This window comes from Hydrogenophaga bisanensis, assembly GCF_042665135.1.
Classification (GTDB): Bacteria; Pseudomonadota; Gammaproteobacteria; order Burkholderiales; family Burkholderiaceae_C; genus Hydrogenophaga; species Hydrogenophaga bisanensis.
This window is the reverse complement of record NZ_JBHTBX010000015.1, coordinates 32,110-47,431: the sequence shown is the minus strand read 5'-3', so window position 1 is coordinate 47,431 and position 15,322 is coordinate 32,110. Positions and strand designations below refer to the sequence as shown.

Annotated in this window: 17 protein-coding genes; 14 read left to right on the top strand and 3 right to left on the bottom strand. The window is 59.3% G+C overall.

From position 1 onward, the window contains the following. The 14 genes from ACFQNJ_RS17175 (at position 1) to ACFQNJ_RS17110 (ending at position 13,344) form a co-directional block, all read left to right on the top strand. On the top strand, positions 1-267 hold the full coding sequence (locus tag ACFQNJ_RS17175; protein WP_382259753.1) for a hypothetical protein: 267 nt from the start codon (positions 1-3) through the stop codon (positions 265-267). A gap of 110 nt (positions 268-377) precedes the next feature. Next, on the top strand, positions 378-635 hold the full coding sequence (locus ACFQNJ_RS17170) for a hypothetical protein (RefSeq protein ID WP_382259752.1): 258 nt from the start codon (positions 378-380) through the stop codon (positions 633-635). Further along, positions 622-2,346 (top strand): phosphoadenosine phosphosulfate reductase domain-containing protein, encoded by a 1,725-nt coding sequence (locus ACFQNJ_RS17165; RefSeq protein ID WP_382259750.1) that lies wholly within the window; start codon positions 622-624, stop codon positions 2,344-2,346. The genes ACFQNJ_RS17170 and ACFQNJ_RS17165 overlap by 14 nt, the downstream gene beginning before the upstream one ends. 108 nt (positions 2,347-2,454) lie before the next feature. Further along, positions 2,455-2,979, top strand: coding sequence for a hypothetical protein (locus ACFQNJ_RS17160; RefSeq protein ID WP_382259748.1), 525 nt, complete (start codon positions 2,455-2,457; stop codon positions 2,977-2,979). Positions 2,980-3,095: 116 nt separating this feature from the next. After that, complete coding sequence (locus ACFQNJ_RS17155) at positions 3,096-4,340, top strand: metallophosphoesterase family protein (RefSeq protein ID WP_382259746.1); 1,245 nt, start codon at positions 3,096-3,098, stop codon at positions 4,338-4,340. A gap of 138 nt (positions 4,341-4,478) precedes the next feature. Then, positions 4,479-5,444, top strand: a complete 966-nt coding sequence (locus tag ACFQNJ_RS17150) for a DUF932 domain-containing protein (protein WP_382259744.1) — start codon at positions 4,479-4,481, stop codon at positions 5,442-5,444. A 144-nt stretch (positions 5,445-5,588) separates the two neighbouring features. Continuing rightward, a complete protein-coding gene (locus tag ACFQNJ_RS17145; RefSeq protein WP_382259742.1) occupies positions 5,589-8,024 on the top strand; it encodes a hypothetical protein in 2,436 nt (811 codons plus the stop codon). 122 nt (positions 8,025-8,146) lie between these two features. Next, positions 8,147-8,326: a hypothetical protein gene (locus ACFQNJ_RS17140; RefSeq protein WP_382259740.1), complete on the top strand. Its 180-nt coding sequence runs from the start codon at positions 8,147-8,149 to the stop codon at positions 8,324-8,326. 116 nt (positions 8,327-8,442) lie between these two features. Beyond that, positions 8,443-8,886 carry a hypothetical protein gene (locus tag ACFQNJ_RS17135; RefSeq protein ID WP_382259738.1) on the top strand — a complete coding sequence of 148 codons (444 nt, stop codon included), beginning with the start codon at positions 8,443-8,445 and terminating at the stop codon, positions 8,884-8,886. Between the two features lie 68 nt (positions 8,887-8,954). Then, positions 8,955-9,848, top strand: coding sequence for a hypothetical protein (locus tag ACFQNJ_RS17130; protein WP_382259736.1), 894 nt, complete (start codon positions 8,955-8,957; stop codon positions 9,846-9,848). A gap of 104 nt (positions 9,849-9,952) precedes the next feature. Beyond that, complete coding sequence (gene ssb / locus ACFQNJ_RS17125) at positions 9,953-10,465, top strand: single-stranded DNA-binding protein (protein WP_382259734.1); 513 nt, start codon at positions 9,953-9,955, stop codon at positions 10,463-10,465. A gap of 143 nt (positions 10,466-10,608) precedes the next feature. Beyond that, positions 10,609-11,682, top strand: coding sequence for a DUF7146 domain-containing protein (locus ACFQNJ_RS17120; RefSeq protein ID WP_382259732.1), 1,074 nt, complete (start codon positions 10,609-10,611; stop codon positions 11,680-11,682). 167 nt (positions 11,683-11,849) lie between these two features. Continuing rightward, a complete protein-coding gene (locus ACFQNJ_RS17115; protein WP_382259730.1) occupies positions 11,850-12,998 on the top strand; it encodes a DNA polymerase III subunit beta family protein in 1,149 nt (382 codons plus the stop codon). A gap of 10 nt (positions 12,999-13,008) precedes the next feature. Then, positions 13,009-13,344 carry a hypothetical protein gene (locus ACFQNJ_RS17110; RefSeq protein WP_382259728.1) on the top strand — a complete coding sequence of 112 codons (336 nt, stop codon included), beginning with the start codon at positions 13,009-13,011 and terminating at the stop codon, positions 13,342-13,344. 88 nt (positions 13,345-13,432) lie between these two features. On the opposite strand, the gene ACFQNJ_RS17105 is transcribed toward ACFQNJ_RS17110, so the two are convergent. Genes ACFQNJ_RS17105 through ACFQNJ_RS17095 form a run of 3 tightly spaced genes read right to left on the bottom strand, consistent with a single transcriptional unit; the run spans position 13,433 to position 15,016 of the window. Continuing rightward, entirely contained in the window at positions 13,433-13,810 is a 378-nt protein-coding gene (locus ACFQNJ_RS17105; RefSeq protein WP_382259726.1) for a bactofilin family protein, read from the bottom strand. A gap of 3 nt (positions 13,811-13,813) precedes the next feature. Further along, positions 13,814-14,308 carry a bactofilin family protein gene (locus ACFQNJ_RS17100; protein ID WP_382259724.1) on the bottom strand — a complete coding sequence of 165 codons (495 nt, stop codon included), beginning with the start codon at positions 14,306-14,308 and terminating at the stop codon, positions 13,814-13,816. A gap of 12 nt (positions 14,309-14,320) precedes the next feature. Further along, complete coding sequence (locus ACFQNJ_RS17095; RefSeq protein WP_382259722.1) at positions 14,321-15,016, bottom strand: nuclease-related domain-containing protein; 696 nt, start codon at positions 15,014-15,016, stop codon at positions 14,321-14,323. Positions 15,017-15,322 lie beyond the last annotated feature (306 nt).

Below are 15,322 nucleotides of genomic sequence, written 5' to 3'. Positions count from 1 at the left end.
ATGCGTATTCGCTTTGGAGATGGTGCAGTGATCAGCACCGAGGTCATACCCGGCCAGCGCCGTGGGTACTACCTGGTGAGAGATTCCGATCGGCAACGGTTCTTCATCTCCCGGCAGGTGGACCAGCAGGCACTGGAGCAGGTGTGCAAACGACACCTCAGTGATCAGACCGGTTGGAACTACTGGATCGATCTGAGCCTTGGCTTGGATGTCCGTGGGAACGTGGCTTGGGTCAACCTGGACCAGACCGACCGTTTCATTCCCTGAGTAAAGCGCGAGTCATCGAAAGATGACTTGCCTCTGTCCACCTTCCGCAGGGGGCAGGGGCAAGTCCTTTTTTCAACGCCGTTACTACGGCAACTCAGAAAGGACTCGCCATGAAAACGACCGATTTCTTTTGGTCATGGGATGGCCAGCCAGCCATCCGCGACATGACCATGAATCGTGCAAGAGCCTCGACGATGCTGAAGTCGTGGCGCCAGAAAGCAGCAGCGGCATCCGCTGGTCGCACTGAGCGATATGACCTGTGTCGTGTGGGTCGCGGCATCTACCGTGTTCAGACCGCCAGTGGTTTGACTGGGACGATGTTTGTGGGAAGCTGCGCCGCGCAAGGAGCACGCCATGCTGGCCGCTGATCTCTTCGAGGTCATCGACCAAGACCAGGGTGCCAATACTCAAACAGGGGCAGGGCAACAGGACTGTGTGCAGGATGCAGTGACTACGCTTATGAAGATCTTGCGCGATGGTCATCCAGTGCAGCTTCAGTTCAGTGGCGGCAAGGATTCCAGTTGCTGCGCCAACCTGCTGCTGACGGCCGCTAGTCGTCTGCATGCTGCCGGTGAAAGCTGCGCTCCGATCTTTGTCTGCAGCGCTGACACCGGGGTCGAAAACCCTGTTGTACGTGCGCTGGCGGACCAGGAATTGCAGAAGATCCGCACGTTTGCCGAAGGCCGTGGTATTGCACTGAAGGTGTTCGTGGGCAAGCCAACGCTCTCGGCAACCTACGCGCCGCGGGTGATTGGGGGCAGGGCACTGCCGCCGTTTCCTGTTGGGCGTCGCGACTGCACGACTGACTGGAAGATCTCCGTGAGTCAGCGAGTAGGCCGCCACGTGCGCACTCTGTCTCAGGCCTATGACAAGCCTTTGGTCACCGTGATCGGTACACGCTCATCCGAATCACAGGCGCGAATGATCAACACCGCCAAGCGAAAAGAGCGAGCCGATGATCTGTGGTTTGGACCGGACGGTGACGCCCGGCTCAGTCCCATCCTCCACTGGAGCACGGATCAGGTGTGGGAATACCTGGGAGAGTGCGCAGCGGGCCTGCATGAAAGCTACTCAGACTTTGCCGATCTGATCGAGTTCTACTCGGCAGCTGCGGGCGGGGAATGCGTTGTGGTTGCCGACATGCGTCAGGGACAGGGTAGCCCTTGCGGTGCCCGCTCTGGCTGCTGGGTCTGCGGAGCCGTCCAGAACGACACCAGTGTGGAAAACATGATCCAGAGCGACCCCGCTCAGTACGGGTACCTGGAGCCGCTTCTGCGTTTTCGCAACTTCGTCGTCAACTCGCAGTGGGACTGGAGCTTGCGCAACTACCTGGGGCGAACAATCGACGATGACGGCTACATGCTCGTCAAGGCCGATCAGTTCAGTCCCCAGATGTGTGAGCGGCTCTTGCGCTACTTGCTGACAGCACAGGACCAGGCCAACGCGATGGGGTCGCCCGTGAGGGTCAACGCCATTGGAATGAGGGAGCTCTTCGCCATCGACTTCTATTGGTCGGTACGCGCCTGGCATCCGCCGTTCCATGCGATCAAGGTCTATCTCGAACACGAGAGTGGCAACAAGCAAGAAGCGCCCGTTCTGATCAAGCCGGTTCGGCCAAGTCCGGTCCCTGAAGTGGGCCGGATCTATGTCGGAAGGGACTGGGACGAGGGCTCCTCAGCCTTGCAGCCGCCGGGCCTCAGGGATCCGGTTTGGGAAATGTTCAGCGAAAGCTGTGGGCCAAGTCTTCGTATGGGTACTCAAGGCAATGTCTTCCTTGAACTGGACGAGTTGCCTGAGTTCACGGTGGACGAGGAGGGTGCCTGCATGTTCCTGGACTTCGAGGCGGAGGACGCCATACGGCGCTACCACCGAGAGGACGTCGACTGGACGTCGGCTGCCAGCATTTACTTGCGCTACGGCGTGGTGACGTTAGGCAGTGGCCAGAGCAGTGGCGTTGACAACATGATCCGACGATCGCAATGGCTCCAGCGGATGGGCCTGCACGGACAGCAAGACGCCGATAGCCTCAGGCAGCGATGCGCCACGCTGAACCCGACCCAGGCAAGCCTGTTCGTCTGATGTCTCACTTTCAACCCGCTTCGGCGGGTTTTCTACTGGGCTCACCCAGCAGAAAGCCTACCGGCTGTGCCTTCTCATCAACACCGCCTAGTGCGGGAAAGGCACTCAATGGAATACAAGGAATACAAGCTCGATGTCACTTCGGTCGACTGCGATCAGGCGCCTGAGACTTGCACCGTGCTCATCGACCAGGAGATGGCCAAGAAGGTTCTTCGCCTGGTCAGGACGATAAAAAACGAAGGCCTGCTCAAGGCGAGCATGTTTCATGGAAGTGAATGGGTCGACGGCGACGGTGAGGACGTCTCTACGGACATCCCTCAGCTGACCATCTACGAGTCCCATGTGATCTGCGAAGCGGTTCTCAAGCATCTGGATGTGCGGGTGTCCAGCTGCAGCTTGAGCATCGAGCAGATCACCAAGGATTTCGGACTCGAACCCGAGATGGACACGCCACTGGTGGACGGCAACTACGAACTCACCGATGGCGCCGCGTGGCTGGGTGTCAAGGGTTTCAGTGTTCGCATCCGTGGAACCGATGAAGGTGTCGTGGCCGACATCTATGCCCGGGGAGCCGAAATGTCCGAGTCCATCGCGGGCACATGGGCCCATGACAACGACGCGCTCACCGCGTAACAGAGAAGACCAGAGGCCCGCTTCGGCGGGCTTTCTACTGGGTCAACCCAGCAGAAAGCCTACCGGCCTGTCTCCTTTTGAACAAACCGGCTTGATGCCGAAAAAGGAGAAAAGCTATGACTTTGAAAATCGCGCACATGAGTGATCTTCACTACAGTGCAGGCAACCTTCAGGAGGCCGATCGCTGCTTCACCGCCGCGGTGACTGAGGCGCTCAACACCAACGTGGACTGCGTCATCATCACTGGTGATACCACTGACCATGCATTGGACGCCCATGCTCCCGCCACGCGAGCGCTGGCGGCCCAGATCAAGAGACTGAGTGACCACTGTCCCGTGTTGATGTTGCAAGGCACCTTCAGCCACGAGCCGCCGGGTTTCCTTCGCTTGCTGGCGCTGGTCGGCGGTAAGTACCCGGTGACGGTCGCCGATCGCATCGGCTCGTTCGGGCTGTCGGCTGATGCCTTCGTGCCCATGCAGGATGGGGGTTCCTACCGTCTGGTGGTGCACGCCTTGCCCACACTGAACAAGGCGGCCATCGCTGCGCTGGTGGACAACCGGGTTGATGAGGCGGCTGTACATGCCCGGCAGATCATCTCGGGCGTCCTTGAGCGCTGGGGTCCTGTCAACGATGCTCTGCGCCAGCGGGGAATCCCGTCCATGGTCATCAGCCACGGGACGGTGTTCAACAGCATCAGCGAGTCCGGTGTGCCTATGGCCGGAACCGACCACGAGCTGGGGCTGGGGTCCCTGTTCGCAGCCAAAGCCGATGGTGTGGCTCTCGGCCACATCCACAAGCAGCAAAGCTGGGAACAGGAAACACTGGGCTTTCATCAGGTGGTTGCCTACGCGGGCTCCATTGGCCGCTTTCACCACGGAGAGATCGGCGACAAGTACTGGCTGCTCTGGAGCCTTGATGCAGCAGGAGCGTTGCTGAAAACCTGCCCAACCCCTTCACGGCGAAATGTGGATCTCGTCTACGAGGGCGCTCCCGACCTGGATGATCTGCGGCAGCGGATTTCTGAGTGCGAAGGCGCTTTTGTTCGGATTCGCTATTGCATTGATGAAGAATCCAGGCAAAATGTAGACCGAGCTGCTATCAGGTCTATTCTGGAAAAAGCAGCCGACGTGCAAATTGAAGGCAAGACCCTGACGGTGCAGCGACAGCGCGCTCAAGGGATCTCCACCCAGCCTTTGGGAGAGAAGCTTGCCACTTGGGCAAAAGTGACCGAGACAGACGGCGTGGACGCATTGCGTGCGCGCCTGGAACTCATCCAGTCACAACCCGTGGACGAAGTCGTCCAGGAGGTGCTCAAGCTTGCACCCGTGCAAACTCTTGCACCCCCTGAACTGATCTCCTGATCCTCACGTAACTCACCCCCCTCGGGGGTGGGCTTACCAGTGGACCGTGATGGCACAGCTTGTGCGGCTCACCGGTAAGCCAAGCGCCCCCCTTTCTCAACACGCCGCATCTGTGGCACCTCTGAAAGGACGCTTAACATGGCACATCACCTCTCCCTCTTCGATCTGAACAAAGCCGAAATGGCCTATGCCGGAGAGAAGCCCTGGCACGGTCTGGGACAGCAAGTTCAAGCCGGTGCTCCCCTGGAGACCTGGCTGGAGCAGGCCCACCTGAACTGGCGCTACAAGGAAGCTCCCGTGCAGTTCACCGATGAAGAAGGGCTGAACGACTTCCCCGACTTCAAGGTCATCTACCGCAGCGATACCAAAGCGCGAATGTCGGTCGTCAGCAACCGCTACAAGACGGTGCAACCCGTGGAGATGATCGAATTTTTCCGATCCCTCGTGGATCGTGAAGGCTTCGAAATCGACACGCTGGGCGCTCTCAAGGGCGGCAAGCGCATCTGGGCGCTGGCGCGAACCAACATCGAAGACGACGTGCTCGGCAATGACCGGCTCAAGGCCTACCTGCTGCTGATCACCAGCTGCGATGGTTCCTTGGCCACGACAGCCAAGTTCGTCTCGACGCGTGTGGTCTGCTGGAACACCCAGGCGATTGCCCTGCACCACGAGCGTGGCCAGGAGGTCAAGGTCCGCCACAACACCGTGTTTGATCCGAACGCGGTCAAGGAGAGTATGGGACTGGTCGGTGCACGCGCATTCGACGACTTCCTGGGCCGCATGCGTCACCTCACCAAGGTGAAGATGACCGACAGCGACGCGCGCAGCGTACTCGTGGACATCCTGCCGACGCCGTCTGGCGAGACGCAGATCCAGGAGACCCGCGGCTTCGTCAAGATCATGAGCCTCTTCAACGGAGCGGGCAAAGGATCGACGATGCCAGGTGTTCAGGGAACGGCCTGGGGACTGCTGAATGCGGTGACCGAATACACGGATCACCACGTTCGTGCACGGGCTCAGGAGAATCGCCTGGACAGTGCGTGGTTCGGCCCCGGCGCAGATCTCAAGGCCAAGGCGGAGACTTACCTGTGCGAGGCCTTCTGACCGACCACCGGTGACCAACGTCTGAGCCTCAATCCACTCCGCAAGGGGTGGGTTGTCTACAGGGCCATCCCTGCAGACAGCCCATCTGCTGGTGCTTCTCCTTCAACCCTCCCCCCTTGGGGAAACGCTTTAAGGAGAAAAACCATGAAACCCATCAAATTGACCCTCACGGGCTTCGCTGGCATCTCATCGAGCCGATCGAAAGAGACTCTTACTCTGGATCTGGCCTCTGTGGTCCCAGCTCAAGCCCAGTTGGTGGCGCTTGCCGGGCCCAATGGTTCCGGTAAGACCACCATCATCGACAACCTTCACCCCTACCGTGTCATGCCTTCCCATGCCAACGGCGGCTCCCCTGGCTCGTTCTCCTACTACGACCACATGGACGCGGGTGAGGCTGCCAAGGAGCTGATCTGGGAGCATGCAGGTGTTCGCTACCTCAGCACCCTGAGGATGCGGGCCACTGCAAAGACCAAGCGAATGGAGGCCTATCTGTTCGTTGTCCAGCCGGACGGGTCAACTCAGCCCTGGACGGACCCCGCAACGGGTCTGACCTCAGACGGCAAAGCTGAGAACTACGATCAATGTCTGGAGCGTGTGCTGGGCAAACCCGAGGTCTTCTTTGCGGCACAGTTCAGTGCACAGGGCAAGACGCCGATCTCCAAGATGAGTGCATCCGAGATCAAGAAGCTGCTGGCACAGATGCTGCGAATGGATGAAGTGGCTGCGCTTTCGGGCAAAGCCAACGAGGTCTACAAGGCTCTCAAGCCGCATCTGGTCGCTGAGCAGGAGCTGTCCATGCGAATCCGGGGCAGCCTCAGCAGCCGTGACGTGCTTCTGTCCAGTCTCCAAAGGGCTCAGGACGAGGAGCGCGTGCTGGAAGCGGAGCTGGCAAATTGGTCTGCAGAGATCACACGCTTGATCGCAGAGCAGGCCACGGTTGCTGCTGCGCTGGAAAAGCAGGTGTCCATCCGGGCACAGCATGAGACCATCGATGAGCAAATCGCTGCAGCCCAGGCCGAAGCTCGACGCCAGTCCAGTTCACTGGCAGAGCGTCAGGCGCAAGAGGTACTCGCTATCGAGCGTGCCAAGCTTGACGCCCAGGAAGCTGTGCAGATGGCCCAGACGATGATGCAGCAGCTGCGCCATCGCCAGGAGGGTCTTGACGCTCTGCTCGCCCGGGTGGACGACATTGATCGGGCAACCAAGCGCTCGGAAGAGCTTCGTGAGCAGCAGCGCAAGCTGCGCATGTTCATCGAGGACAAGGCGCCGGACATCAAGCAGGTCGCAACGATCACGCAAGAGGTTCAGCAGCTGACCGAGAGCCTGACCAAGTTGGCCAGCGATGGCGAGCACCTCAAAGCCGCTCTGCTGTTGTCTCAAAGAACTGCGGCTCTGCTCGATGAGGTGCCCTGCAAGGGGTCCGATTTGGCAGGGCAGTGCAAGCTTCTTTGCCAGGCCAACGAGGCAGCACAGGAGCTGCCGCAACAGCAGGCCCAGCTTGCCAACGCACGCTCGGTGTATCGCCTCAAGCTCGAAAACAAGTCAGTGAGCCTACGGGTGCTCGAAGCCCTGCAGGAGACGAGCGTCAAGGTAGCTCAGGCACAGGCGGATCTGGCCAAGCTTGATCAGGAGCTGGCCTCATGCCGCGAGGTGTTGGCGCTGCGCGATCAGGTCGAGCGTGCCAAGGCGGAAATCGCCTCGGTGCGTGCTGACCTCACCTCCGCGTCCGAGCAGCTGCAGCGCAGCCGCACACGACATGGGGAGCTGCAAGGTCAAGTGGAAGCTCTGCATGGCCGTCACCAGCAGGAGAAGGACTCGCAGGAAGAGCTGAACCAGAAGGCGATGAGCAACCTCATGCAACTCAAGCGAGGCCTGCCCGCGCTGGTGGACGAGGCCGCTCAAGGCCAGGTGCAGCGTCAGCTGATACAGGCGCAAGAGAGCAAAACCGAATGCTCCAGAAAGCTTGCCGAAAAAGAGCGCCAGATCAATGCCCTGAAGGTCGAAATCGATGTCTGCGACAAGCGGCTTGAGGAAGCACAGGCGCATGACAGACGTGCTCGGGAGATCTCGCAAGAGATGGCCATGTGGATGCTCTTGTCCAAGGCGCTGGGATCAGATGGTGTGATTGCCATGTCCATCGACGATGCAGGACCGGCGATCTCCTCGCTGGCCAATGCGTTGCTGGAGGACTGCTACGGTGGCCGCTTTGTGATCTCAATCCAGACGCAAGAGCAAACGGCGGCCGGGCTGCAACGCGAGACCTTCAACGTCATGGTGGAAGACACCTTGCGCGGAGAGACCAAGTTGCTGGAACTCATGAGCGGCGGCGAGAAGGTGTGGATCAACGAGTGTCTGGTCAGGGCTTTGTCCTTGTACATGGCCAGGACGAGTGACATTCACTTCCAGACGCTGTTCAGTGATGAGTCGGACGGACCGCTGGATCCGGAGAGAAAGCGCCAGTACATGGCGATGAAACGCACGGTGCTGGAGAAGGGTGGTTATGAACGTGAGTTCCTGATCACCCAGACGCCAGAGCTGCTGCACATGTGCGATGCGGTCATTGACGTGACCATTCTTTAACCCAAACCCCAAGGCTGCGTAGCAGCCTTTCTCATGTGCTTGAGGAGCGCATCAGAAAGGCATCTGAGTGCCAGACGGTTCCTCCACTCCGCGATTGCGGTAACACCGTCGAAAGGTAGACCATGAAAGTCAATGAAGTCATCAGGGAAGAGAACATCGCCAACGACACCTTGGTTGTTTTGCTGTTCGCGACTGGACTCCTCGTGGTGTCCATTCGGTTCCTTCTCCGCTGGACCTGGAAAGGCTTGAAATTCTGCTTCCATTTGCTCTTGAGCATCGGAAGGGGAATTCGGGCCATGTGAACCCAAGGCTGCGTAGCAGCCTTTCTGATGTGCTCCATGAGGGCATCAGAAAGGCATCTGTTGGCCTGGTCGCTTTCTCAACGCCGCCTCTGCGGCATCTACTAGGAGCGATCGATGTGGAAGACCTATTCGGAAACAACGTAAAGACCTTGGAGGGTCGGCTCATCGAGCCGTCGCAACCCTTCACGGAGGCTGAGGCAGAAGAGATCGTCAATGAAGTCATTCATGGCGGTGAGCTTCTGGAGCAGCTTGCATACAACCTCATGCGCCTTCGGCGGCTGCTCAAGACGGAAGACCACTTCCTCTTTTGCGCAGCGCGTCGTGAAGCCTGGGAAGACCTGATGTGGGTCTACGACCTGTACGAGAGCCCTCCCTACATCCCCTTTGACACCGCGTGCGACGTGGTGGGGCTAGACGCGGAGGACATCAGGAGTGCCATCAGCAACGAGTTTGGCGACGAACTGAGACGCCTGTCTCAGACCATTCGCTCGCGATTCCCTGAGAAGACGGCGCACCTGAGACAGCGACTGGGCAAGTACATCGTGCTTGACCTGCACTGAAGCAAAGGCCTCTCTCAGGGGCCGTTTCATTCTTGCCCTACCACGGGCCACACCATAGGAAACTGAGTATGAACAAGATCATCAGCATCACCCTCGGGTATGTGCTGTTCTCCTTCATCGGCGTTCCCCTGGCAATTGCCGGGAAACTCACCGGTCGGGACGATGGACGGATGGCATGGAAGCGCGCTGCCGTAGCGTTCGGATCGAGCATGTGTCACGAGGACGTCAAGATCGAAAAGTCCGCGCCGGTGATAGACAGGTTGCAGGCCAGTGAGGTCAAGCACCTGCAAGCGGCCTCGTACGAGGTATCTGAGGCCTGCAAGCAGGCGCCGATCAAGGATCACCTGCTCAATGTGTACCTCTACGGAGACCGCATCGAGAGGGTCCTGAAGGTGCCCACCACCCCCCTTCCCTGGCAGCGCTCGGAAGCCGCCTTCACGCGGGTCATGCTCAAGCCGCTGAGGCCCGAGCAGATGCGTAAGGCTGGCCTGGAGTACACGCTCGACAGTGCCATTGCCCACACCCGTGCTGAGTTCCTTTCGGGCAAGGTGGAGCGGGCATGTGCCAAGGGTGTGGCCGTCCGAGAGGAGGCAACGGCTGCAAGCAAGACGTTGTTCGCTCCGCCGCAGCCGGCCGTCAGAGAGTCGACCGACGCTCCTTCACAGGCAGTTTCTCCCGCCATGATCGTCAAGTCCGCCCAGGGCGTGATCGACTTTGTTGGAGAGAACACCGTGCACCCCAAAGGCCGGCCCAAGTACACGACCTATTCGGTCACTGTCCGAGAGGACGGCGGTCAGATGGTCACGTTCTCGGGGGTCGATCTCAGGGAGAAGGCTGCAACGATGGGATTGAGCAAGGGGGACAGGGTCCTCATCACCCAGAGTCGTGAGGAGTTCACTGTCGACAACGGTGGTCAGGAGACCAAGCAGCACAAGAACGTCTTCGACATCCAGACTGCTTGAGCAGTCCCAGGATCAGCAGCGTTCCCAAAACAGTGGCCTGGGGCCACTTCATTTCGTTTCAAACAGCCCGCAGCAGCGGGCACCATGCACTTAGGAGAAAACACATGGCATCTGTCAACAAAGTCATTTTGGTCGGCAACTGTGGCCGCGATCCCGAAGTCCGCTATCTGCCCAACGGGCAGGCCGTGGCCAATGTGAGCATCGCGACATCCAGCCGTCGCAAGGACCGCAACACTGGTGAAACCGTCGAGGACACCCAGTGGCACCGCGTGACCTTCTACGACCGCCTGGCCGAGATCGCGGGTGAGTACCTCAAGAAGGGCCGCTCGGCCTACATCGAGGGGCGCCTGAAGTACGGCAAGTACACCGATCAGTCTGGGGTAGAGAAGCCTACGGTGGACATCGTGGCGACCGAACTGCAGCTGCTCGGTGGTCAGGGTGAAAGCAGTGGTGGTGGTTCCCGCCAGGGTGGTGGCTCTGGCTCCTACCAGTCGCGCCAAAGCCAGCAGTCGCGTCCCGCACAGGAACAGCAGTCCCGTCCTGCAGCACCCGCTGCAGCACCGGCGGCAGCCAATCCTGGTGGATTCGAGGATTTCGACGATTCGATCCCGTTCTAAGGCCTACCATCCCCTGTGGGTTGAAGCAGTCTCTGCGATCAACCCAAAGCCCGACAGGGCTTTCTCATGATGGCCACAAGTCCCCATGAGAAAGCGTTGTCTTCAGTGATTCATCAACCCCTCTTTTGGGAAGGAATCACAACATGGAAACCAAGGAACATCTGGATCTGTCCTCGATCGAGTGGATGCACGTCCTCCCTCGCCTGGGGATTGAAGAAAAGCTGATCGCCAATCCGAAGCGTCGTGGGCCCTGTCCGATCTGTGGGGGTAAGTCCCGCTTTCGCTTCACGAACGAGAAAGGGCGCGGCACGTGGGTCTGCAACTGCGGTGCTGGTGATGGTGTGAGGCTGATCGCGGCGGTGCATGGCATCAGTGACGCCAAGGCCATCATCGAACTGCGCGAGCTGATCTTCGGACCAGGTGGTGCCCCCCAGAAGTTCACCCGCAAGGGTCCACCTCCTGAGGTCCCCACCAAGACGCCTGAAGACATCGAGAAAGCACGTATCGCACTGCGCAACGTGTGGGAAGGCGGCAGCTGCATCGCTGGGACACCAGCCTTGCGCTACCTGCAAAACCGCGTGAGGGATCTCGATCCCCAGTGGCTGACCAAGGCGTTTCGCTTTCATCCGAGTCTCTATCACATGGACGAGGATCTGGGCAGGGTCAGTCATCTGCCCGCGTTGGTCAGCCTGGTCAACGACGCCTCTAACCCTGATGAAATCGTGACCATCCACCGCACCTACCTTGACGGCAAGGGCGGCAAGGCCGCGGTCAGCCCGGGTCAGGCCAAGAAAATGATGACAGCGGTCGTCGAGAAGATCAGTGGACACTCGATCAAGCTCAACAAGGGTCATGGACCCGTGGCCATCGTCACAGAAGGCATTGAAAACGGTCTGGCCTGGGTCGCGGCTCATCGCAGCCAGTACCCGGTCTATGCCGGTGGCAACTGCTACAACCTGGCGGCGTTTCGCTGGCCGGTCGGGACCAAGGTGTTGATCATCTGCGGCGATCACGATCCTGTGAATCCGAAGACCGGTGTTCGTCCAGGCTTTCACAACGCGATGCTGCTCAAGCAGCGTGCGGTGCAAGCAGGGCTGACGGCTGTCGTGAAGATTCCCCAGGTACAAGGGATCGACTGGGATGAACTGTGGAACGCTGGCGAGCTCTCGCAGTTTCGACTCCTGAAGTCTCAGCGGCAACTAGCGGTTCCCGCATGAACCAGTACCCCATCTCCGACCTTGTGTCGGAGGTGGGTGCTTCTTGCAACGAACCATCTGTCCAGAGGGTAGATGAGGGCACGCCAAACCGCTTGTCCTCATGTGCCTTCGTGGCCACTCCTTTCGTCAAGTCCCCGTGTTGGGGAAGACTTTTCAAGGAGTAATCCATGACCATCAAAACCACCGTTGGCCAGCTCAAGCAGGCCATCAAAGCAGCGCTGTCGGCCGTCAGCGCAAAAACCTGTGACCTGCATGTCAGCGGCGATCAGCTGCACATCAAGGCCGAGTCTTTCATGGGCTGTGTCCGTCTGAAGGTCGATGCTGAAGGATTCATCGACAAGGAGGCCACGGGCACGCTCAATGGCGCCGTGACCAACGCACTCTTTGGCGCGCTTGCATCCGATGCCCAAGTTGCAATCTCACGGGTCGAAGGCGGTCTTCGCCTGAAGTTCGGGGGGGCGACCATCAAACTCAAGTTCCAGGAGGCAGCGAACTCCAGCGACGATCTGTTTGCTGCGGCGAGTACCTGCAAGGGTCACGAGTTGGTGGCCAAGGCCACGGGCTCGGATCTGATCAAGGCTTTCGCCAGTCCGCAGTTCTATGCGGCGCACAACGACGTCAGGCAGTACCTCTGTGGTGTGTACATCGAGAACCGAAACGGCTCGCTGTCCATGACGGGCACCAACGGCTTCATGCTCAACCGCGTGGACACCAGCATTGCCTGTGAACTCGCTGACTTTGGTGCGATTTTGCCCACCGCTGCCGCGCAGGCAGTGGACATGGTCCTGCAGCCCGGCGATGCGGTGGATATCTACCGCATTGGAAGCGGTGCCTCGCTCAAGCTTGTGTGGAAGACGGACAAACTTTGCTGGGTGACCTGCCTGGTCCTCGGCCAGTACCCCGACTGCGCAGCCTTCTACAAGGGAGAGACGGCGTCGAAGACGGCTGACTGGCCTGTTTCAGCCAAGGAGCTGGCCCTTGCTGTACAGCGGATTCTGGCCATCTCGGAACAGCGATACCTGCGCATGCGTGTCGCTGATGAAATGCTGACCTTGCTTTCTGAGGATTGCGAGCACAAAGTGGAAATCCCCCTGAGCGATGAGCTCAAGGCGTTGAAGCTGCCTTGTGAGCGTCGAGCCTGGGAAGCCTCCTTCAGTGGCGCATTCATCGAGGAAGTGGCACGCAGCGTTCCCACCGAACAGATGGTGCTGCGCAAGGGTCCCTCCGAGTCAAGCCTGCTGTATGCCCGTTGCCTCTCTGCCGAGGGTGTCGTTGACAGTTCCTGGTTGGCGCTGGTGCAGCCGGCGCGGATTTGAGGGGGTCAACATGGAGCAGCAAGACGACGAGCTGATCAGGGACGTGGTCGAGTCCTTTCGCTCAGGAATGCCGACCATCTCGAAGATGTACAAGCTGCCGTACTTCAGCGCGCGGGCTCTGGCAGAGGACATCGTGCTCGACCACAAACTGTGCAAGAGCATCGAAGCTGCGCTTGGCGAGCGCCTTGTGGTGGTCGATGGCATTCCAGAGCCCTTGGCATGGCCGCAGAGCATGGCCATTGAAAAGCTGTGTCAGGCTGATCCGCTCCTTCGGGAGCGCGACCCGTCCTGGCAACAGACCTATTGCGATGAACATGCCTTGGAACGGTATCTCGATCCTGATTGAAGCCTGTAACAGGGCAGAGAAACACTGACCCAAACAAAAGGGCCCCCTGGTTTTCCAGGGGGCCCTTTCTCGTTTGTGAGACGCGTGTTCAGTCTGTCCAGGATGTGTCGATGAGTTGGCCGTTGATCTTCGCCTTGGGCTGGACGGTCAGAGTCTTGCCATAGCGCGCTTCACCTTTGACCTTGCCTGTGTCGGCCAGGACCAGTGCGTTGCGGGCATGCAAGCGGCCGGAGATCTCGCCCTCAATGAGGATGTCGTCAGCTTCGATCGACTCTGCCACCACCGTCGCTGTCGGGGCGATCACGATCGCTCCGCCACTGCCAAGATTGATAGAGCCCTCGAAGTGGCCGTTGACGACAAAGACCATGGGCTCAGGTGCGTTGACGTCACCCTTCATCACGGTGCCCAGAGGAACCAGACATTCGGCATTGTCGTAGAGCTTCTGTGTGTTGATGGTGGGTGTCATCGCTTAGGCTCCTGCAGTACGAAGTTGGGCATTGAGTTTGGCGCCGCGTTCGACCACGATTTGTTCGTAAGTCAGGGACGCCGAGCACTGGGCGGTGGGGCCAAAGGTCACGCACCCCTTCTGGCAGTCGATCTCACCTTTGACCCGGCCGGCGATGATCGCGTTCTGCGCTTCGATCTTGCCGTCAACGTCGGCATCTTGTTCGATGCAGAGGTCCGCACCGGCGAGTGAAATCGTTCCCTCGAAGCGGCCTTGCACGACGTATCCGCTGGTGCCGGTGATCGTTCCTTTGAACGAGACACCTGCCGGGATGCGTCCGCGTGAGTGATCCGCTTTGGTCAGAGAAGCTGGCGGTTGGAGAACGGATGCTTCACGCACCGGTGCCACGCGCAAGATGGATGGAACCGGTGCGAGAGGAGGGTTCGGTTCAGCCGAGGTTTCGACAAGGACGTCGGCATGGAGGTCTTCGGTCGGGTAGGCCGGGGAGACGGCGGTCATGTGGAGGCTCCTTCAGTGAGATTGCGGGATGGGAGAGACAGGCCTGTCGGCCCCGGGGTTCTGCTCGCTCGGCTTGGAGGCGACCCACTGGTTGATCGACTCCAGGTGCTGTTGCGGTGTGTGACGCTGCGAGAGTTCGCTGATGGCATCTGCGATGGCGTTGACCATGTTCTCACTCAGCAGCGTGGTGCCATAGAACTTCTTCGCTGTGGCCTTGGTCACCCTTGCCAGATAGGGCAAGTCACGCAGCTGGACCACGTGGGAGTTGACCGTCTGGTCCAGCTCCAAGGTTTCTTCGGTCAATACTGTGTACTGAGTGGCGTGGATGCCCTTGAGCTCTTCCAGGAGATAGCGAACCTTGAACCCCCCCTGATCCACAGGGTCTCGAACCGGGTCGATGGTTCCATCGGTGCGCTCGATCCACCATTCGTGCACACCATTGCCACCCTCGGTCTTCTTCGAGCGCAAACGGCCGTTGCTCCAGCCCTTGACCTCGAAGACGATGATGCCGGTCCTGCAGACGAAGATGATGTCGTACTCGCTGGTCTCCGGGCCTCGAACGGTGCCTGTGGGCAGGATGACGTTGGACAGGATCCGTCCCTCCGGGAACTGAAGCCCAAAGGTCTCGACGACTGCTGTGTATGCGCGGGCCTCGGAATCGTTGAGGGCTCGTCGCAGGCCCGGGATTGGTGAAATGGCGTGGTTCATTTGGATTGCATCCTTGGTAATGGAAATGAGTTTCCACTGAAATTGGACTGACGCAAATTCGAATCAGTGCGCTTGGATGCACCAATTCAATCTCCGATTCATGCGCGCTAGCGGTCTGCAGGCGAGGCCCGGTTAGGCGGGTAGCCATGGTCTTTCAGAGTTATCCACAGGCCCGATATCGACCTGGACCGGACAAATTTGTCCGGTGCCACTTTATGTAGCCTATCAGTACTACTTTGGCAAAGTTCTGCTGTTGCGGCGACAAAGTTGCAGGCTGAGCTCTTGTCCGCTCGGGGCGTGTGAAGA